This window comes from Roseobacter sp. MH60115 (genome assembly GCF_015644665.1).
Lineage (GTDB): Bacteria > Pseudomonadota > Alphaproteobacteria > Rhodobacterales > Rhodobacteraceae > Roseobacter.
Genome location: NZ_JADOBQ010000001.1, coordinates 474442 through 492264 on the forward strand (window position 1 = coordinate 474442; position 17823 = coordinate 492264).

Sequence of the window (17823 nt, forward strand, 5' to 3'; positions counted from 1 at the left end):
ATACGGTAACATTCATGTAATTTGAAGGTGTGTCTGAATGACCGCGATATACGTCCCAAAATCGGATCCGGCCATGACCCGCACCTTGGCGCTGGGAAGCGGTGGGCTGTCGGTCGCGGTGAAGGAATGTCTGGACATCGCTGGCCTTACGACACGCTGCGGCTCGGCGGCATTGGCAGATATGCCTCCCGTCGAAAAACATGCGCAGGTAGTCACTCGTCTGCTTGACGCAGACTGCAGGATCATCGGCACCGCAAACATGCACGAGCTTGCTTTTGGCGTAACCGGGATCAACGTTTACCTGGGCACCCCCGTCAATCCGAATTGGCCAGACCGCATCCCCGGTGGGTCATCGTCCGGCTCCGCCGTGCTGGTCGCGCGGGGACTGCGATTTTGCGCTTGGCACGGATACGGGCGGGTCGGTGCGGATGCCCGCCGCCTGTTGCGGGCTTTTTGGGATGAAGCCGACCTTTGGTCTGGTGAGCCGTCAAGGAGCGACGCCAGCGCAAAGCAGTCTTGATTGCATCGGGCCTCTCGCCCGGAGCGCCAGAATGATCACGCAGGCAATGGGGGTTATTGCGCCTGCTTTCCAAGCGGTCAGTCAAACCAACGCGCCGCGCATTCGCCGCCTGATGGTCGACGCGCGTGATGAGGTTCTGACAGCATGTGACGATTGTTTTTCCGACATTGAGCATGACACCACGACACTCCCGTTGTTCGACGCCGCCTATGATGCCGCCTTGACGATCATCAACGCGGAACATTTCGCAGCATTTGGCGCGCTTGCCGCGGAGACTGATGCAATAGACGGCGCTGTTCGGGCCCGCATTCTGGACGCAGGCCGCGTCACTGCTGAAGAGGTCGCACGGGCTGAAACGGTAAGGCGGGCGTTCACGGCTGATCTGGACGCGGTTCTTGAAGACGTCGATGTGCTGATCCTGCCCACTTTGCCTGCCGTCCCACCGACCCTGGAAGAGGCACGGAATATGCAGGCGGTCGTCCCACTGACACGCTTCGTCCGACCGTTCAACCTGTCCGGCCACCCGGCCATCACGCTCCCAATTCTCACCGCCGGTGGCCTGCCCGCTGGTCTTCAAATCGTCGCAGCCAGGGGAAACGATGCGCAGCTCTGCGCCGTGGCCGAGTGGTTTGCGGCCCAGCTTCACCAGATTCAGGAGAAGAGACCATGAACAAGGCGACCAAAATTGAGGCAGTCACGCTGGATGGCATGCTCACGGAGATCCGCGCCCGCCGCGATGAATTTGAACGGCTGACTTACGTGCCGATGGACATGGTCGACCAAATGAAATCCATCGGCGTCTACCGCGCCTTTGTGCCCAAGGACTTGGGCGGTGATGCAAAGACACCGACGGAGTTTCTCGAACTGATCGAGAAGATCTCGGCTGCAGATGCGTCCACCGGATGGGTGGCGAGTTTTGGCGTTTCGACGACGTATCTATCCGCCTTGCCGCCTGAAACCTTCACCAAGATCTATGGCGAGGACCCGAATACCGTTTTCGCGGGAGCGATCTTTCCGCCCCAAACGGCACAAATTGTTGATGGCGGTTTCGAGGTGAATGGCCGCTGGCCCTATTGCTCTGGCTGCATGGGCGCGTCCTTGATCGGCGCCGGCATCAAGGTCGAAGGCGGCACGACTTCTGGTCTGCCGCGCATGGCGGTCATGCCGCGCGACGCTGTATCGATCAAGCACACATGGGACACCGTGGGCTTGAGGGCTACGGGCAGCCACGACATAGAGGTCAAGGATGTGGTCGTGCCGGAGGACTGGACCTTTGTGCGCGGCGCAAAGACCCAGCATGAAGATGCTGTCTTTCGCTATCCATCGCTTGCACTGGCCGCCCAGGTGCTGGCTGTCGTGGCGCTTGGTACCGCGCGCGAGGCGCTCGATTGGCTGCATCGTGAAGCGCTCGAAAAGCCGTCCATCACCGGAGCGCCCTCCATCGGTGCCCGCCCGCACATCCAATCTGAGCTGGCCAAGGCCGAAGCCGAACTGCGCGGTGCGCGGTCGTTCTTTTACGACACGATCAACGAAGGTTACGCGCAGGTTGTCAAGAATGGCGAGGTCTCGCGCGATATGCATATTCGCCTGCGCCTCTGCGCCACCAATGCGGCCTACAAGGGCGCAGAAGCGGCCCGCATGGCGTACTTCATGGGCGGTACAAGTGCGATCCGCACCGGGCACCTGTTATCCCGCTGCATGATTGATGCCTCTGCTGTCGCCCAACACGCCTTCCTGGGCGAGGGCACCTGGACCGCTGGCGGGGCTGCGATGCTCGATCAGCCAACGGCCCCCGGCTACCCCTAAAAACCCGACAGTGGAGAAGACTATGTCCGACAAGAAACCCATGCGCGTTCTGTTCTGCATCAATGTCCAGCAGACCTTCTTTGATCTGCCGTTCGCCGAGATCGGCCCGGTCTGGAAAGCTTTTGGTGCAATGATGAAGGGGATCGACGAACTACCCGGTGTGACCATCCTTGGCATGCTGGACGACGACGAAACCATGGTTGGCGCGGTGAGTACCGGTAGCCCCTATACCGCCTATATCATGGCCGATGTGCCTGACCGCGAGACCGTGCAGGCCGCCTGCAATCTGTTCCGCACGATCCCCATCGGGGAGACGGATTATCGCCTGTGGAAATACTGCACGGTTGAGGCACGCATGGGCCGCTCCCTGGAAGTTCCGGCGGATATCTGATGTCTGACGCTGGAAAATCCCTTTCGACGCGTGTGGCGCGGCTGGAAGCCGAACGCCAGATCCGCGCGGCACTCTCGGAGTATATGTATATCTGTGATCGCCTCGACTGGGACACGGACCTCGCCGCCCTTGGCGCGCTCTTCACCAAAGACGCCGTCTGGCGCGGGCGGGGTGATCGATATGCAAGGGATTTCGGCGAACGCAAGGGGCGCAAGGCCATCGTGGATTGGCTTGGTACCTTTTGCACCGACCCACCGCATTTTGCGATGAACGCGCATTTCCTGTCGTCTGAACGGATCGACGTGGCGGACGACAAGACCGCACGGGGCCGCTGGCTGATGCTGCAAACGCCCACGTTTCACGACGGCCAAAGCCTGCTGATGGCGGCGGAACTGCACGTCACATTCGCACATGAGGACGACGCCTGGCGCATCTCCGTCTTTGAGACAACCAACCTTTACACGCGCGCCGTCGGCGACTGGGCTCAGAACGCCCAGGTTCCCGCGCCAAGCGCCACGACATGAGAGGCTCACCATGACACTCGACACCCCTGCAACGGATCGCGATTGGGCGGCTTTGGTCGATGATGACCGGGTGCGTACGTCGATGTACAAGGATCCCGCCATATTTGACGCCGAGATGGAAAAGATCTTTGGCAAGACCTGGGTCTGGGTCGGCCATACCTCCGAGGTGCCCGACAAAGGATCGTTCAAGACCTCATGGGTCGGACTGCAGCCCGTTATCATCTCGCGCGACCGCAAGGGCGTGCTGCACGTGCTGGTGAATCGTTGCCGCCACCGGTCCGCCACGGTCTGCGAGATTGCCAAGGGCAAGACCAGTTCCTTCCAGTGCCCCTACCACGGCTGGGGCTATGCCTTGGACGGGTCACTACGCGGCGTGCCGTATACCGAGGGCTATTCAGCCGATTTCGACAAAAGCCAGATGGGATTGAAAAAGCTGAAGGTGGATGTCTACAACGGCATGATCTTTGCCAGTTTCGATACGGATGTGGAGCCCCTGGAGGATTTTCTGGGCAACGCCAAGGTCTGGATCGATCTCTTCATGAAGCAGGGTGGGGGCTTTCCTGTCAAAACTGCAGGCGAGCATCAGTTCAAGTTCCCCGGCAATTGGAAAATCCAGTTGGAGAATACAACCGACGCCTACCACTTCCCTGTCGTTCACAAGCCGTTCCTGCAGTCGCTGGATGCCGAAGGGGCAGAGCAGTTCGATTTCCTGGAGGGTGACGGCTATGTCGAGGATCTGGGCAACGGCCATTCCGTCATGGTGATGATGCCCGAACTGGTGGATCTGGAAGACGATCTGGATCGCGATATCCCTGAACGGTTTGCAGCGCTCGCCGAGACGCTGCGCAAGGACTACGACGAAGATCAGGTGCGCCGGATCGTGCGGGCTGTGGGCGGAACGGGTTTCAACCTGAACCTCTTTCCAAATGCGGCATGTTCAATCTCTTTCTTCCGGATTCTGCGCCCGGTCAGCGTGACCGAAACCGCCATTCGCCACATCGCGCTTGCCATGGATGGCGGTCCGGTTGCGGGCAACCAGATGCGCCTGCGGATGCATGAGCATTTCCAGGGTCCCATGGGCTTTGGCAGCCCTGATGACGCCGAAGTGTGGGAACGGGTGCAGCGCGGTGCCGACGGCGGCCCAGACCTCGACATCATGGTGAACCGTGGCGACGGGCTGGAAAAAACCAGCGAAAACGGTCTGCCCGTCGGCGATGTCAGCGCCGAAACCGGCATGCGATCCGCCTACCAGATGTGGAAAAGGATGATGGCCCAATGAACAAGGTTGCAAAGATGACCGCAGAGATCACGCTGCAGGACGCTGCCACTTTCATATGGCATGAAGCGGATATTCTGGACCGAGGTGACTATGACGCCTGGCTGGATTTATGGACCGGTGATGGCCTTTATGTCATTCCGATCAACCCGGACTCTGATGACTACCCCAACGATCTCAACATCGCCTATGACGATGCCGGGATGCGCAAGATGCGGGTTGGGCGGTTGGCGGGTGGTTTCGCGATCTCGGCGGCCCCGGCCGCAAAGACGGTCCGGTTGAATGCGCGTTTCGTCCTGCTGGAGCAGGCAGAGGGGCACGCGCTGGTGCGGTCCGCCATGCATCTGACCGAAGACAAGTTCGGACGCCAACGTACGTTCGCCGCCAATGTCGAACATCGCCTCGTGCGAACGGAAAGCGGCTTAAAAATCCGCGACAAGATCGTGCGTCTGGTCAATTCAGACGGCGTGCTGACCTCGATCAGCTATCTGTTCTGATGGGGGTGCCGTTGCCAGATCAAATCCAAACGGCAGTGGTGACCGGGGCCGCCTCGGGCTTTGGCGCAGTCGTCTCGCGCGCGCTGCACAAGGCCGGGTTTCGTGTGATCTTGAGCGATATCGACGAGGCGGCGGCAAATCCGCTGGCGGAAGAATTGGATCTGGCATCCGAAACAGCCGTGACGGCAGAGCTCGACATCACCAAGCCCGAAGATTTCAAGCGCGTGCTCGACAAAACCGTCGCCCGCTGGGGATCGGTTGAGGTGCTGGTGAACAACGCGGCAGTTACGCAGGCAGCGCCGGTGATGGAGATCAGTCCGGAGGATTTCAACACTGTACTGACCGCAAACGCCGGAGGCACTTTTGCCGGGTGCCAAATCTTTGGCCGTCATTTCGCGGAACGCGGCTATGGCCGGATCATCAACATGGGCTCGCTCGCCGGGCAGAACGGCGGTACGGCGACCGGGGCCCATTATGCGGCCTCGAAAGGCGCGATCGGTACGCTGACCAAGATCTTTGCGCGTGAATTGGCGCCGCGGGGTGTGACCGTGAACACCATCGCACCCGGGCCCATGGACACGCCCATGGTGCACGCGCTGATCCCGGAAGAAAAAATGCCGGGCCTTTTGAGCAATATCCCGGTTGGTCACATCGGTGACCCGGATTTCGTGGCCGAGATGGTCGCCCGGTTGGCCGGTCCTGACGCAGGTTATGTGACCGGGGCCTGTTGGGATTTCAACGGCGGTCTGTGGATGCGCTAGGAGGCGGAAACAATGGAAAACCTTCTGGAAGTGAAAGTGGCAGAGCGCTTGGAAGATCGCGGCAACATCTTACGGTTAAAACTCGTCGGGAAGGAAGACACTCCCCTGCCGCCGTTCGAGGCCGGTGCACATCTGGACATTCAGGTTGCGCACAATGGCACCGACCTTTGGCGCCAGTATTCCCTGTGCGGTGATCCGTCAGAGCACGGCGCCTACCAGCTTGGAATCCTGAAGGATCAAAACAGCCGCGGTGGATCAGTGGCCTTGCACGAGGTCGCACAGCAGGGGGCGGAACTGCGCATCTCCTCCCCGCGCAACCACTTCCCGCTGGATGAGACTGCCAACCATTCCGTCCTGCTGGGGGGAGGGATTGGCATTACCCCGATCCTCGCTATGGCCCACCGGTTGCACCATCTTGGCCGTCGTTTTGAACTGCATTACTGCACTCGGTCCAAAGGCTTGACCGCCTTCCTCGACATTCTGGCCGATCTGCCGTTTCGCGAGGCGATCACGCTGCATCATGATGACGACGGCACGCAATATGATCTCACCACCCTGCCAAAGCCTGATGACGGCGTGCGCATCTATGTCTGCGGGCCGACGGGTTTCATGGAATGGATCATCGAAGGCGCAAGGGCGCAGGGCCATGCCGAAGACCACATTCACCGGGAATATTTCAACGCCGACGTCGATGTGACAGGCGACAGCTTCGAGGTGGAGGCCCGGGCATCCGGTGTGACGGTGACCGTCGGCCCGGAAGAGACCATTGTCGCAGCGCTCGCCCGCGAAGGGATTGAGGTCGAAGTGAGATGCGAGGAAGGCGTCTGCGGCACCTGCATTCTGGATGTGCTGGAAGGCACGCCCGATCACCGCGACCATTTCCTCACCGACGACGAGAAAGCCGAGAACACCGAAATGACCACCTGCTGCTCGCGCGCAAAATCCGCGCGTCTGGTGCTGGATATCTGAGGGAGATCACCATGGACGACGCCGCACTGAAATTCCGCGAAGGGATGAGCCGCCTTGGGGCGGCGGTCAATATCATCACTTCTGACGGGCCAGAGGGAAAGCACGGCATGACCGCCTCTGCCGTCTGCTCGATCACCGACAGCCCGCCGACACTGCTGGTCTGCGTGCATCAGGAAAACCACTCTCACGGCGTCTTCAACGGCAACGGCAATCTCTGCGTGAATGTTTTGGGGGGGCAGCATGAGGAGCTGTCAGCGATCTTCGCTCAACGCGGCGGAAAGGACCGTTTCGGGACCGGCAACTGGACCTCGCTGGCGACTGGGGCTCCGGTGCTCGCAGATGCGGTCGTCGCCTTTGACTGCCGTATCCTCGAACGCCGCTCCATGGGCAGTCATTCGGTGTTCTATGCGCGTGTGGCCGAGGTCCTGGTGCGCGATGCGCCTGCCGAAACCCTGATCTGGTTTGATCGGAGTTATCACAATCTTCAGGCCACAGGATGACCCGAGCGTCAATCGGCCAGCCGATCAAACACTTTCTCAAGTGTGGCGTTGAGTGCCTGACGTTCCGACTGCGGAATACCGCCAAAGGCACGTTCCAGCATCTTTTCGGCAACGGCCCACCCTTTGTGGCGCAACTGTTCGCCGTTTGCCGTCAGGGTGACCTCCGTCACCCGCCCGTCACTCTTGCGGGGCCGGGTTGTCACCAATCCATCTGTCCTCATGCGCTGTATGATCTTCGTCGTCGTGTTCAGACGGATGACGCAAAGATCTGCGATTTCCGAGACACTGAGATGCTTGCCTTCGTACAGCGCCATCACGACGCGCCAGTTTGGCAAATCCAGACCCAAGGGTTTCAGCGCCTTTTCCATCGCCTGAAAGTAACGCGAGTTGACCCGGATGATCCAATAGAACGGCCATTCGCGCATGTGAAACTCGCTGCGGGGCATCTCGCTGGGTGCGGCATCAGTCATCTTCGGTGTCCTTCGGCGTTCTTCATTCCTTTTAGCGGAATGCGATGAAGGATTCGACTAAAATTCAGCAACTTACCTAAAAAATGAACCAACAGGAGACAGAAAAATGATCAGGTTCTCGACAGTTGCCGTGGCGATCTCAATGGTATGCAGTGGCGTCGCCTTCGCCGAAACCCGGCTGAACATGGCCAACTGGCTGCCGCCATCGCACCCGCTGGTGGCAGAGGTCATGATCCCCTATGCCGAACAGATATCGGAAGCGACGGAAGGCCGTGTGACGGTCAATGTGATGCCTGCACCACTGGGGCCGCCTCCCGCGCATTATGACTTTGCCGTAAGTGGCGTGGCCGATATTACCTTTGGGGTTCAGGCCTACACGCCCGGCCGTTTCGCGACCTCCAACCTGGCTGAATTGCCGCTTCTGGGAGACACCGCAGAAGCAATTTCCGTTGCCTATTGGCGGACATTCGATGCCTTTCTCAGAGATGCCGGTGAGTATGATCAGGTGAAGGTCTTGTCCGTGTTCACGCATGGACCGGGCCAGATCTTTGTCGCTGATCGTACCCTCGAAGCCGCTGGCGACATCGCCGGTGCAAAGTTGCGTGTTGGCGGTGGCATTGCCCATGACGTTGCAACAAGCCTCGGCGCAGTTCCAATCGAAGGGCCGTCGTCACAAGCCTACGAGATGCTGTCGCAAGGCGTTGCGGATGGGATCATGTTTCCCTTTGAATCCATTGCTTTCTTCAATCTCTCGGGCCTCATGCAGTCCGGGTTCGAAGTGCCCGGCGGTCTTTACAACACGTCGTTCTTTGTCGTGATGAACAAGGCGAAATGGGAAGGGCTCTCGACCGAGGACCAAGCCGCAATTGACTCCATCTCTGGCGAAGTCTTTGCGCGCATGGCCGGTCAAATGTGGGACCGGGCCGACGCTGCCGGCAAGACCGCGATGAAAGGGGCTGTCACGATCTCAGCCGCGTCGACACAGCAGCTCGCGTCCATTGAAGCGGCGGTCGCGCCCGTTGTTGCAGAGCGTATGAGCGAGATCGAAGCTGCAGGCGTGGACGCCAGCGCGGCGCTTGACATGCTCAAAGCCGAAATCGCGGCGCAATAGCATGGAACAGGTGACTTTCGTTCAGCGCCCAAACACAGACCGGGCGGCAGAGAACCTGCGCCGGGTGACGACCCTGATTTGCGGTGCCATTCTTCTCCTCATGATGGGCATTACAGTTGTCGATGTCATCGGTCGTTATGCAATGAACGCCCCCTTGCGCGGCGCGACGGAAGTCACCGAACTGCTGCTGGTGTGTCTTATTTTCGTTTGTTTGCCAGCAGTTTGCTTGGACAAGGACCATGTTGTTGTCGACCTGTTTACGGGGATGGTGCCGATAAGATGGCAGCCGCTCCGCGCGGCTCTGGCCGGGTCGATTTCCGCTGTTGTGCTTGGCGTGATCGCTTGGCGGCTTCTGGTCTATGGACAGCAATTTGCGTCCTATGGCGGCAAGACAAGTACCCTGGACGTGCCGATTGCTCCTGTTGCCTACCTTTGTGCGGCAACGACCCTTGTCGGCGCTCTGGTCATGGCAGGGGTCGCCGCCGACGCGCTAAGAAAGGGGCAAGTCGATGAGTGAGTGGCCTGTCGGCGCTGCCGTCCTGTTCGTCTTGCTGGTTACCGGGGTGCCGATTTCGATCAGCCTTGCCTTGGTCGGAACGATTGGAACGCTCTCGATTATCGGGGTCACCCCGGCGCTTTCCCTTGTGGGACAGGTGTTCTTTGACAATGGTCGCGCCTATTCCCTGTCGATCCTCCCCTTGTTCCTGCTGATGGGTAACCTTGTGGTTCAGTCCGGGATCGCGCGGGACCTCTACGATACCGCTTATGCCTGGGTCAGGCACCGCAAGGGCGGTCTGGCGATCGCCACGGTAATCGCCTGCGGCGGTTTCTCTTCGGTTTGCGGATCGTCATTGGCAACGGCGGCCACGATGTCAAAGCTGGCGCTGCCGTCGATGCGCAAGTTCGGGTATCCCGACAGCCTGTCCACGGCCTCCATCGCTGCAGGCGGTACGATTGGCATCCTGATCCCGCCGTCTGTCATTCTTGTCTTTTATGGAATCCTGACCCGGCAGGATATCGGCCAGCTGTTTCTGGCGGGTGTCGTTCCGGGGCTGATCGGCATTGCCGGGTACATCCTTGCAGTGCGGTTTTCGATACGATTCCAGAATATGGACATGCCCGTTGAACCCAAGCTTCCGCTGCGAGACCGGATCAGATCGCTAAAGCGCACGGCGGGCGCTTTGATCCTTGTCGTTCTGGTCATGGGCGGGATTTACACAGGTGTCTTTACACCCACCGAAAGCGCTGGCGTGGGCGCTGCGGGCGCGTTTCTTCTGACGCTGGGCATGGGAAAGATGAACCCGAAGATGCTTTCGGATACCTTATACGACACGGCCAAGACGACGACGATGATGTTCTTCATCCTGTTCGGCGCCTTGACCTTCACCAATTATGTGAACCTGTCCGGCATGACCCAGGATCTGCAGGCCGCCCTTGGGTTCTTTGGTGATAGCCCATACGGCGTGATCCTTGTCATCTTCCTCATTTATCTTGTGCTGGGGTGCATGCTCGAAGGGCTGTCAATGATGATGCTGACCGTTCCGATCTTCTACCCGATCGTTGCCGCACAAGGCTTTGATCTGATCTGGTTTGGCATATTCGTCGTGCTGGCAACGGAGATCAGCTACATCACGCCGCCGGTCGGAATGAACGCCTTTGTGCTGCGCAGCGTGGCCAAGGATGTCAAACTCAACACCATTTTCTACGGTCTGCTGCCCTTTGTCGGAATAGATGTCATTCGCGTGGCGTTACTGCTCTTGTTCCCTGTCATCGCGCTTTTTCTGCCGTCTCAAATGTGAGCATGAGCCACGCCAGTCGATCCGCCAGATTGGCAGGTATCGCATGATTCCGGAGCACGCATTGTTGAACCTCTTTGGAGATGCCGGAACGTGGCGAAAAACCAGACGCGTTGCGACATTTCAAGGGGAGATCAAACCAATGGCAGTCAACTTCAAATTCGTTTCAGCCGCCCTTTTGCTCATCACATCGCCAGCGACCGCCGAGCGTTTCGACGTGCAAAGCGCTTGGCCTCTAATCCTGCCCGCGAGCGGCGCGAGCGCAGAAAACTTGGGCGAAATGCTGAACGCGGCGAGCAGCGGAGAGCTTGAAGCAAAGATTTACGACGCAGGCAAACTTGTCCTTTCGAAGAGCTGATGTTCCGTGGTGAAGCGTGCGAAGGTCGCAGATCTTGTGCGTAAGCCCGTGACCGTGGAAGCTCTTGGTGTGGGTCGCAAACCATGCTGGGTTTATTGTTGGTCGCCTATTTGACTGACTGTTGCCGCACACAATTATCGGCTTCTCGGGATCGGCGTTTTTTGTCCGGCTGCTCAGGCAACCATCCATATCCTTTGATACCAAGTCTAACCGGAATGGTAATGTATTTTGACACGGGGCTAGGTCCAATGCTGGGTCTTCAAGCGGGCACGCACAATAATTCTCGGCTATTGTCACCCGAACTCACTGGATCGGATCCGAAAGTATGTTGTTTTGGCGTGTTCTCAACGCGATGCAAGGTTATGGGCCTGCGATCTGGGCGGCTGTGGACATCGGGAGCCAAGAGCTCGATCTGCGCGAGTAAGATGTCGCTGTAGACATCTCCTCTGAGCGCGTCATTTTAGGCTGGTCAATTCCTCGTCCTGTAGGTCGGAGGGGTGGGTCTGGTCACGCATTCCAGCCAACAAGCTGGATTTACCGGATGAATCCCTCACATGCCTTGTGAAACAGGGCCGCGTCAGGGTCACAGCCCTGAAATCCAAACGATCCATGTGGCGAAACATAAGAACGGCCCGAAGGGCAGGGCGATGTTTGCTACGGCTTGCCGCCGCAGAACTGCAACACTGAGCATAACGGCGACCGCTGCGGTCGCCGCCAGAAACACCATTTGCGCTGAGCCAACGGGTCCGCAGAGCAGGGCAAGTGGCGCCATGAGTTTCACGTCCCCAAAACCGAGCCCATCGAATCCGCTCCGCCAGATAAAGACACGGCGGATGATCTCGAAGCTGCCAGCCCAGAAGATTGCCCCAATCGCATGCTCCAGCCACAAAATGCCCGGATCGGTGGCGATCCAGTAGAGCGCAGCACCGGTGAGGCCCACGGTGGCCCAATCCGGAATCTCGAAGCGTTGGACGTCGACACAGCTGGCCCAGACCAGCAGGGCGCCAATGCCCCAGATCAGCCAGAGGCCCGGCCACGGCCCGAGCAGAGCCAAACCGCTTGCATAGACCAGGACATGCAGGACAAGACTGGCGCAGGCAACGGAAAGGGGGCGATGACCTGATGCAACAAGCTGTGCGTGGATCACTTGCGCGCGCGCCGCATGCGCGCCGGCACGGCTATGCCCTGATTGTTGTTCTGGGGGCGTTGATGATTCTGGCATTTCTTGCGTCCTTTAGCAGCAAAACGCTGCTTGCAGAACATCAGAACAGCCGTGCGACACTTGAGCTGCAAGCGCGTCAGGCGCTGTCCATCGATGCGGTAGATCACGTGCTGGATCTGGCGCTTGGCGCGCAGACGCCCGCGCGGATACTCCTGCCGGGACAGGAGGGCGTTTGGGTCGAGCTGGTGGATCTGGGCGGGCTGATCGACCTCAAAACCGCGCGGTCGGCTCTGTCAGCAAAGGTGATGGAGCGTTTGGATTTGACCGCCGATCAGGAACGGCGGTTCCGGAACTGGCAGCGAGACCCCGGGGGAGAGGGGGATCTGTCCGCCGTCCTGCGCGCGATCGGGGGCACACCGGATCAGCTGGCCCTGCTGTCACAGATTGCAACGCTGCGGTCGGGCCGCCCCGGGGTTTCGCCGCGGCATGCCCCCCGCGCGGTCTTGGACTTGATCGCAGAGGGGGCAGACGGTCACGTTCCTGCAGGCTTTGTCAGCCAGCCGCGACGCACGCTCCGGCAAGTCTGGATCACCCGCGATGGGATGCGATGGCTTGCCGGTGAGGTCCGGCTCGCCGATGATCGGAGTGGCGCCTGGCTCTGGGCGCCTTGAGGGGGTCGGGATAAACAGATCCTCAACCCAATTGCCTGATTTCGCTTGATCCGCCACGCGCTTTGCGCAAGGATCAACCCATAGATATTCCACAAGATTACAGGTGACATGTGACCCGGACCGTTTATCGGCGCCGATGGGGTCGTCGTGCTGGCGCGACCATACTTGAGGTGCTTATTGTCCTGTCCATTATCGCGATGATCGCGGCTGTCGTTGGGCCGCGGTTGATCGGGTATCTTGGGCAGGCGAAGACTGAAACTGCAGCGCTGCAGATCGATCAGCTGCGCAACGCCGTGCAGCTGTTCTACATCGACGCAGGCCGCTACCCTTCTGGTGCCGAAGGGCTGTCGGTGCTGTTTCAGGCGCCTGCAGGCCTCAGCCGGTGGAACGGCCCGTATTTGGAGACGATCACGGCGTTGATCGACCCCTGGGGGCGGGACTACATCTATGAGGCGCCGTCAGACGCGCGAGATTTCCAGATCACCAGTCTGGGGCGGGACGGCGTGGCCGGTGGCAGCGGCGAAGACGCGGATTTGCCGAATTGATCACTCGGCCGAGAGGCGCGGCATGGCGATGAAACCCGCCCGCAGCGCGGGGTCTGTGCCCGAGATGCGGATAAGGAGCGGCAGGGTGTCTTGCCCGGTCCATGTCTCATGCCAGCCTGTCTCGCCTTCCTTCTTTCCAAAGTAGCTGAGGCGCAGGTTGGTGTCGGACAGATGCAAGCGGTGTTGGGCTGTGTCGGGGACATCGCCAACCAGCAACTCTGCACCAGCTTCGGTGGGTATCAGTCGGACATGCAGCAGGCCCGTCGTCCAGGCTAGTGCGGTGTCGCTGCGTGTGCGGAAGGTCAGCGCATCGGGCGTGCCTGTGAACTCGGAGGCTGCCGCCCGGACAATCCAGCCGCGCAGCAGGGTCCGATGGTGCATCTGTTCGGACCGGTCGCGGAGGCCCTCGCTGCGGTCAAAGAGACGGACGGCATAGCCGGTGACGGAGGCCATAGCGGTCGAGATCATCGCCAGGAGCAGAAGGGAGATCAGCAGCTCAAGCAGTGTGAGGCCGAGACGCCGTCGCATCATCGCGCGGGCCTCCAAAGCGTGCGGTCTGCCAAAAGTCGGCCATAGGGGCCATAGACACGGAAGCTCACCGTGGTTCCAGACACCCCGTGGAGGATGGTCGGTTGGGCTGTGCGTTGGGTCTCCCAGCCCGGTGGCAGTGCAAGCGATGTATCTGCCATGCCCTCGACGCGCTCAAGGGCCGTCAGGGAGCTGAGAAGGTCCGCCGCCAGCAACTGATCGTTGGAGCGTTGCGCGCGCGCCAGAAGGTCGCCTTGCCCGGGCAAGAGCACGGCAAAGACCAGCGCCATTATCACAAAGGCCAAGAGCACTTCGAGCAGGCTAAACCCGCGTCTGCCCCGTCTCATTGCGGCTCAGCCTCCGCTGGCCGCACGCGCCCGGTCAGAGGGGCCACGGTCAGCCAAAAATCCTGGTCGTCTCGGCGTAGGCAGAAGGGCGCGCCCAGGGCTGACCCATCCGGCAGGTAGAGGATGGCGAGGGTGGGCGCGCCGGAGCATGTCGGACCATCCGGATGCCAAGGCTCCGCTTGTCCGTTGCGAATGGCTGCCAGACGGATGGCAAGCGCCTCTTGCTCCAGCAGGGCGATCTGCTCTTGCAGGGCCAGATGGCGTGGGGGCGCGCGCATCGCTGGAGCCGCGATGCCGATGATCAGGCCCGTGATGGCCAGCACGACCAGCACCTCCAGCAGCGACAGGCCGAGGCGGGCGTCAGAAGGCGAGGTCATTGAGATCCATGATGGCGGAGATGGTCGACAGCACGACCATGCCGATGCCACCGCCGATCAGCAGGGTCATCACCGGCGTGATCAGCTGCACCACCTGTTTCAGCAGGCGTGTCGCGCGCTGGGTCAGATCGGTGGAGATCCGACCCAAAACCGCGCTGAGCTGATCGGACTGCTCGCCTGCGCGGATCATCGCGGCGGCGATGGGGTCAAACTCCTGCGCGGCGCTCAGGTGATCCGACAAAGACGCGCCGGATTGCACATCCTGCAGCGCGCGGCGCATCATCTCGGCGGTGCGGGGGGCGTGGGCGGCGTCCCGCGTGGTGGCGATGGCGGTGGTCAGGGTGGCCCCGCTGCTTAGCATCAGGTGCAGGTTGCGGCAGACCTCGAGCGTTGTGTGCTGCACCATCATCGGGCCCACAAAGGGCAGGCGCCTCAACAGGGGGGCCAGACCGGCGACAAGCGCCTTGCGGCAGAGAAGCAGCACCGCACCCGCCATGATCGGGATGGCCAGAGTGATCAGCCAGTGGTCCAGCAGCGCTGATCGGATGGCGAGCATCATCTTTAGGGGTAGGGGGAGCGTCGCCCCCGCACTGGCGAAGACCGGCGCAAGTGTGGGCACCAGATAGAAGACCAGTACCCCCATCACCACCGCCGCGGTGATCAATAGGATCACCGGGTAGACCATGACGCCGCGGATCTCGCGATAGAACACGGCCTCGGCCTGCAGCAGTTCGGCGATGCGCTGCGCGATGTCGGGCAGGGTGTTGGAGGCCTCGCCAATGTCCACAAGCGTGACGAGACGGTCGGCGAACAAGCCGTTTTCGTCCTGCAGCGCGGTCCGCAATGTGGCACCGTTTTCAACCGATTGCGCAACGCGGGTCAGGCTGCGCCGCATGCGTAGGTCACCCGATTGCTTGGCGCAGAACCTCAGGCTGTCCACCAGCGGCAGTTTGGCTGCCATCAGCGCGGCGAAACTGGCGAAGAAACGCTCCACCTCGGCGCTTTTGTGAGTGTGCGCGGTGCCCGTCAGGGAGATTTCGCGCGCCCACCACGGTTCTTGTGCCGCGCCGCTTTTCAGGCTAATGGGGGTGACCCCCCGGCTTGCAAGGGCCGAGAGGGCTGCGGCCTCGGAGGCGGCCTCCAGATCGCCTTTGGAGATTTGGCCGGAGGCGTCAAATGCCTCGTATGAAAACCGCGGCATCACTCGACAATCCGGTGCCCGACCTTTGGGGTGCGGATGCCGGTTTGCACAAGGTTTTCCGCGCCCCGGATGCGCCTGCGCAGCTCATTGGTCACGCTGCGGGCGTCATGGCCATTGTTCACGATCCGGGGTGTGATCAGGATCAGCAGCTCGGTCTTGCGCACCTTGTCCGACTTGCTGCGGAACAGCGTGCCGATGATCGGTAGATCACCCGCGCCCGGCACTTTGGTGCGCCCGACCTCGCGGTCTTCCTGAATGAGCCCGCCCATGGCGATGGTCTCCCCATCGCCGACCACTACGGAGGTTTGCAGCTGACGGGTGGAAATGGTGGGAGAATCGATCCCCGAGGAAGAGGTGGTGGACACACCCGAGACCTCCTGCTCGATCTCAAGCGTGACGAGACCGCTGTTCGAAGTCCGGGGTTTGACCGACAGGATGACCCCGGTATCGCGCAGGGAAATCGAGTTGATCACCGGCCCATCCGGGTCATCGGTGTCGCGCACCTCGCGGGTGGCGATGGGCACCTGATCGCCGATCTGCAGCCGCGCTTCCTGATTGTCGAGGACCAGCAGGCTGGGGGAGGAGACAACCTCCACATCCGTCACGGCGCTGATGGCGGAGAGCGCCACCTTCGTGGACGTGCCACCCTCAAACAGCACCGAGAGACCGGGGAAACTGCCCGTCACAGCGCCGTTTTCCAGATTGGAGAAGGTGGCGGAAAAATCGCCCTGCTGGAAGAACCAGCGCAGGCCGAAATCCAGTTCGTCGTTCAGGGTGACCTCGGCAATTGTGGCCTCCAGCAGCACCTGCACGGGTGTTGTATCAAGCGTCTGGATCAGCCGCGCGACCGCCTCCTGTTCGGACCTTGTGCCCATCACCAGCAGGGCATTGCGGCCGGTGTCGGCCACGATGCGGGCGGCGGCTTCGGTCTCACTGTCCTCACCGCCGGAGGCCTGGGCCATCATCTCGATGAGAATGGGCGCCAGTTCCTCGGCGTTGCGGTGTTGCAGAGGGAAAACCGACGGTTGCCGCTGCGCGCCTTCGGCGGCACGGTCAAGGTCGCGGATCCAGCGTTCGGCCTGCGCGAGGTACTTGGAGCGGGTCGAGACGACGATCACCGCGCCCAACTGCTGTGACGGCAGAAAGGAGACGACATTTTCGAGGCTGCCGCCTTCGCCGGTCTCGAAGATCAGGTTCAACTCTTCGACCATGGCTTCGGGCGTTGTGGATTTTACGGTGAAGAGCCCAACCGATTTGCCTTTGAGCACATCCACATCGAAGAGGTTCACGGCCTCGATGGCGGCGTTGATGTCGCCCCGGGTGCCGGAGATCAGCACGACATTGCGCTTGGGGATAGACTGCAATTGCACCTGTCGCCCGGCAATGGGGGTCAGCAGGCGGATCATCTCTTCGGTGCCGATGTAGCGCAGCGGCACCGCCACGATGCGCGAGCCCGCGCCCGAAATCGCCGAGGCGCTGGAGATCCGGCGCGTGGCCCCTTCAGCGGGCACGATGGTGATCAGGTCACCAGCTGTTTGCAGTGTGGCGCCGTTGAGTTCGAGCACGGTCTGGAACGTGTCGAGCAAGGCGCGTCGGGTCAGGGGCCGGGTGGTTTGCAGCGTGACCGTGCCGGATACGGCCGGGTCAATCGAATAGTTCTTGCCCAAAGCGTCTGCCAGCACCGCTTTGGCGGCCTGCGGGATGGGCACATCGACAAGGTTCAGGACAATCTCGCCGGTGGCCTGCACGTCGACCAGCGGTTGTGATCCGCGTGCGGCGTCGCTGACGAAGGTGTCAGAGCCGATAACGCGGCGGTCTGCGTTTCGGCGTCCGAACCAGGGCAGTCGGGGGCCACGATTTGCGCGCGCGCCCGGCGTTCCGGATCCGTTGGCCAGCAGCGGGGCCTTGGCCGATGGGGTGCCTGTGTCGGTGGGCGCGCAGGCGCTCAGCACAACAAGGGTGACTGCCGCAGCAAGCCTGCGGGATGCGATGTCCATGAGTGTCCGTCGCTTT

Annotated in this window: 22 protein-coding genes and 1 pseudogene; 16 read left to right on the forward strand and 7 right to left on the reverse strand. The window is 60.9% G+C overall.

Annotated features, from left to right (window positions below):
* Positions 1-73: 73 nt before the first annotated feature.
* The 10 genes and pseudogenes from ISX84_RS23115 to ISX84_RS02260 all read left to right on the forward strand — a co-directional run.
* Positions 74-545, forward strand: a pseudogene (locus tag ISX84_RS23115) (amidase); the annotation flags it as partial.
* Between the two features lie 6 nt (positions 546-551).
* Entirely contained in the window at positions 552-1190 is a 639-nt protein-coding gene (locus tag ISX84_RS23120; RefSeq protein WP_229884114.1) for an amidase family protein, read from the forward strand.
* Positions 1187-2326 carry an acyl-CoA dehydrogenase family protein gene (locus ISX84_RS02225; protein WP_195818686.1) on the forward strand — a complete coding sequence of 380 codons (1140 nt, stop codon included), beginning with the start codon at positions 1187-1189 and terminating at the stop codon, positions 2324-2326. Before ISX84_RS23120 ends, ISX84_RS02225 begins: the two co-directional genes overlap by 4 nt.
* Before the next feature lie 22 nt (positions 2327-2348).
* Positions 2349-2717, forward strand: coding sequence for a hypothetical protein (locus tag ISX84_RS02230; protein ID WP_195818687.1), 369 nt, complete (start codon positions 2349-2351; stop codon positions 2715-2717).
* Positions 2717-3241, forward strand: coding sequence for a nuclear transport factor 2 family protein (locus ISX84_RS02235; RefSeq protein ID WP_195818688.1), 525 nt, complete (start codon positions 2717-2719; stop codon positions 3239-3241). Before ISX84_RS02230 ends, ISX84_RS02235 begins: the two co-directional genes overlap by 1 nt.
* A 10-nt stretch (positions 3242-3251) precedes the next feature.
* Positions 3252-4520: an aromatic ring-hydroxylating oxygenase subunit alpha gene (locus tag ISX84_RS02240; RefSeq protein WP_195818689.1), complete on the forward strand. Its 1269-nt coding sequence runs from the start codon at positions 3252-3254 to the stop codon at positions 4518-4520.
* Positions 4517-5014 carry an aromatic-ring-hydroxylating dioxygenase subunit beta gene (locus ISX84_RS02245; protein WP_195818690.1) on the forward strand — a complete coding sequence of 166 codons (498 nt, stop codon included), beginning with the start codon at positions 4517-4519 and terminating at the stop codon, positions 5012-5014. Before ISX84_RS02240 ends, ISX84_RS02245 begins: the two co-directional genes overlap by 4 nt.
* 5 nt (positions 5015-5019) lie before the next feature.
* On the forward strand, positions 5020-5775 hold the full coding sequence (locus tag ISX84_RS02250; protein WP_326838687.1) for an SDR family NAD(P)-dependent oxidoreductase: 756 nt from the start codon (positions 5020-5022) through the stop codon (positions 5773-5775).
* Positions 5776-5787: 12 nt separating this feature from the next.
* A complete protein-coding gene (locus ISX84_RS02255; RefSeq protein ID WP_195818692.1) occupies positions 5788-6744 on the forward strand; it encodes a PDR/VanB family oxidoreductase in 957 nt (318 codons plus the stop codon).
* Between the two features lie 11 nt (positions 6745-6755).
* Positions 6756-7244, forward strand: coding sequence for a flavin reductase (locus ISX84_RS02260; protein ID WP_195818693.1), 489 nt, complete (start codon positions 6756-6758; stop codon positions 7242-7244).
* Positions 7245-7252: 8 nt separating this feature from the next.
* Here ISX84_RS02260 and ISX84_RS02265 read toward each other — a convergent pair whose 3' ends face one another.
* Complete coding sequence (locus ISX84_RS02265) at positions 7253-7714, reverse strand: MarR family winged helix-turn-helix transcriptional regulator (RefSeq protein WP_229884042.1); 462 nt, start codon at positions 7712-7714, stop codon at positions 7253-7255.
* Between the two features lie 106 nt (positions 7715-7820).
* Between ISX84_RS02265 and ISX84_RS02270 the strand changes: the two genes are divergently transcribed.
* The 4 genes from ISX84_RS02270 to ISX84_RS02285 all read left to right on the forward strand — a co-directional run bounded on the left by ISX84_RS02270 (position 7821) and on the right by ISX84_RS02285 (position 10979).
* Positions 7821-8825: a TRAP transporter substrate-binding protein gene (locus ISX84_RS02270; RefSeq protein ID WP_195818694.1), complete on the forward strand. Its 1005-nt coding sequence runs from the start codon at positions 7821-7823 to the stop codon at positions 8823-8825.
* A 1-nt stretch (position 8826) separates the two neighbouring features.
* A complete protein-coding gene (locus ISX84_RS02275) occupies positions 8827-9342 on the forward strand; it encodes a TRAP transporter small permease (RefSeq protein WP_195818695.1) in 516 nt (171 codons plus the stop codon).
* Positions 9335-10624 carry a TRAP transporter large permease gene (locus tag ISX84_RS02280; RefSeq protein ID WP_195818696.1) on the forward strand — a complete coding sequence of 430 codons (1290 nt, stop codon included), beginning with the start codon at positions 9335-9337 and terminating at the stop codon, positions 10622-10624. The genes ISX84_RS02275 and ISX84_RS02280 overlap by 8 nt, the downstream gene beginning before the upstream one ends.
* A gap of 139 nt (positions 10625-10763) precedes the next feature.
* Entirely contained in the window at positions 10764-10979 is a 216-nt protein-coding gene (locus ISX84_RS02285) for a hypothetical protein (protein WP_195818697.1), read from the forward strand.
* A 583-nt stretch (positions 10980-11562) separates the two neighbouring features.
* Here the strand turns inward: ISX84_RS02285 and ISX84_RS02290 are convergent.
* Complete coding sequence (locus tag ISX84_RS02290) at positions 11563-12201, reverse strand: prepilin peptidase (protein WP_195818698.1); 639 nt, start codon at positions 12199-12201, stop codon at positions 11563-11565.
* Between ISX84_RS02290 and ISX84_RS02295 the strand changes: the two genes are divergently transcribed.
* Positions 12189-12812 carry a hypothetical protein gene (locus ISX84_RS02295; protein ID WP_195818699.1) on the forward strand — a complete coding sequence of 208 codons (624 nt, stop codon included), beginning with the start codon at positions 12189-12191 and terminating at the stop codon, positions 12810-12812. The genes ISX84_RS02290 and ISX84_RS02295 overlap by 13 nt on opposite strands.
* Positions 12813-12922: 110 nt before the next feature.
* Positions 12923-13357, forward strand: a complete 435-nt coding sequence (gspG, locus tag ISX84_RS02300) for a type II secretion system major pseudopilin GspG (protein WP_326838688.1) — start codon at positions 12923-12925, stop codon at positions 13355-13357.
* Here gspG and ISX84_RS02305 read toward each other — a convergent pair whose 3' ends face one another.
* Genes ISX84_RS02305 through gspD form a run of 5 tightly spaced genes read right to left on the reverse strand, consistent with a single transcriptional unit; the run spans position 13358 to position 17807 of the window.
* The gene (locus ISX84_RS02305) at positions 13358-13888 is read right to left on the reverse strand and encodes a prepilin-type N-terminal cleavage/methylation domain-containing protein (RefSeq protein ID WP_195818700.1); all 531 of its coding nucleotides are present in this window, start codon (positions 13886-13888) and stop codon (positions 13358-13360) included.
* The gene (locus tag ISX84_RS02310) at positions 13885-14232 is read right to left on the reverse strand and encodes a type II secretion system protein (RefSeq protein WP_195818701.1); all 348 of its coding nucleotides are present in this window, start codon (positions 14230-14232) and stop codon (positions 13885-13887) included. Before ISX84_RS02310 ends, ISX84_RS02305 begins: the two co-directional genes overlap by 4 nt.
* Positions 14229-14609 (reverse strand): prepilin-type N-terminal cleavage/methylation domain-containing protein, encoded by a 381-nt coding sequence (locus ISX84_RS02315; protein WP_195818702.1) that lies wholly within the window; start codon positions 14607-14609, stop codon positions 14229-14231. Before ISX84_RS02315 ends, ISX84_RS02310 begins: the two co-directional genes overlap by 4 nt.
* Positions 14593-15810, reverse strand: a complete 1218-nt coding sequence (locus ISX84_RS02320) for a type II secretion system F family protein (RefSeq protein WP_195818703.1) — start codon at positions 15808-15810, stop codon at positions 14593-14595. Before ISX84_RS02320 ends, ISX84_RS02315 begins: the two co-directional genes overlap by 17 nt.
* On the reverse strand, positions 15810-17807 hold the full coding sequence (gene gspD, locus ISX84_RS02325; RefSeq protein ID WP_195818704.1) for a type II secretion system secretin GspD: 1998 nt from the start codon (positions 17805-17807) through the stop codon (positions 15810-15812). Before gspD ends, ISX84_RS02320 begins: the two co-directional genes overlap by 1 nt.
* Positions 17808-17823: the final 16 nt, after the last annotated feature.

Bases quoted from the DNA above. Each gene is read 5' to 3' on its own strand.
- ISX84_RS23120 (WP_229884114.1), top strand. From the start codon at position 552: ATGATCACGCAGGCAATGGGGGTTATTGCGCCTGCTTTCCAAGCGGTC.
- ISX84_RS02225 (WP_195818686.1), top strand. From the start codon at position 1,187: ATGAACAAGGCGACCAAAATTGAGGCAGTCACGCTGGATGGCATGCTC.
- ISX84_RS02230 (WP_195818687.1), top strand. From the start codon at position 2,349: ATGTCCGACAAGAAACCCATGCGCGTTCTGTTCTGCATCAATGTCCAG.
- ISX84_RS02235 (WP_195818688.1), top strand. From the start codon at position 2,717: ATGTCTGACGCTGGAAAATCCCTTTCGACGCGTGTGGCGCGGCTGGAA.
- ISX84_RS02240 (WP_195818689.1), top strand. From the start codon at position 3,252: ATGACACTCGACACCCCTGCAACGGATCGCGATTGGGCGGCTTTGGTC.
- ISX84_RS02245 (WP_195818690.1), top strand. From the start codon at position 4,517: ATGAACAAGGTTGCAAAGATGACCGCAGAGATCACGCTGCAGGACGCT.
- ISX84_RS02255 (WP_195818692.1), top strand. From the start codon at position 5,788: ATGGAAAACCTTCTGGAAGTGAAAGTGGCAGAGCGCTTGGAAGATCGC.
- ISX84_RS02260 (WP_195818693.1), top strand. From the start codon at position 6,756: ATGGACGACGCCGCACTGAAATTCCGCGAAGGGATGAGCCGCCTTGGG.
- ISX84_RS02265 (WP_229884042.1), bottom strand. From the start codon at position 7,714: ATGACTGATGCCGCACCCAGCGAGATGCCCCGCAGCGAGTTTCACATG.
- ISX84_RS02270 (WP_195818694.1), top strand. From the start codon at position 7,821: ATGATCAGGTTCTCGACAGTTGCCGTGGCGATCTCAATGGTATGCAGT.
- ISX84_RS02275 (WP_195818695.1), top strand. From the start codon at position 8,827: ATGGAACAGGTGACTTTCGTTCAGCGCCCAAACACAGACCGGGCGGCA.
- ISX84_RS02280 (WP_195818696.1), top strand. From the start codon at position 9,335: ATGAGTGAGTGGCCTGTCGGCGCTGCCGTCCTGTTCGTCTTGCTGGTT.
- ISX84_RS02285 (WP_195818697.1), top strand. From the start codon at position 10,764: ATGGCAGTCAACTTCAAATTCGTTTCAGCCGCCCTTTTGCTCATCACA.
- ISX84_RS02295 (WP_195818699.1), top strand. From the start codon at position 12,189: ATGATTCTGGCATTTCTTGCGTCCTTTAGCAGCAAAACGCTGCTTGCA.
- ISX84_RS02290 (WP_195818698.1), bottom strand. From the start codon at position 12,201: ATGCCAGAATCATCAACGCCCCCAGAACAACAATCAGGGCATAGCCGT.
- ISX84_RS02305 (WP_195818700.1), bottom strand. From the start codon at position 13,888: ATGATGCGACGGCGTCTCGGCCTCACACTGCTTGAGCTGCTGATCTCC.
- ISX84_RS02310 (WP_195818701.1), bottom strand. From the start codon at position 14,232: ATGAGACGGGGCAGACGCGGGTTTAGCCTGCTCGAAGTGCTCTTGGCC.
- ISX84_RS02315 (WP_195818702.1), bottom strand. From the start codon at position 14,609: ATGACCTCGCCTTCTGACGCCCGCCTCGGCCTGTCGCTGCTGGAGGTG.
- ISX84_RS02320 (WP_195818703.1), bottom strand. From the start codon at position 15,810: ATGCCGCGGTTTTCATACGAGGCATTTGACGCCTCCGGCCAAATCTCC.
- gspD (WP_195818704.1), bottom strand. From the start codon at position 17,807: ATGGACATCGCATCCCGCAGGCTTGCTGCGGCAGTCACCCTTGTTGTG.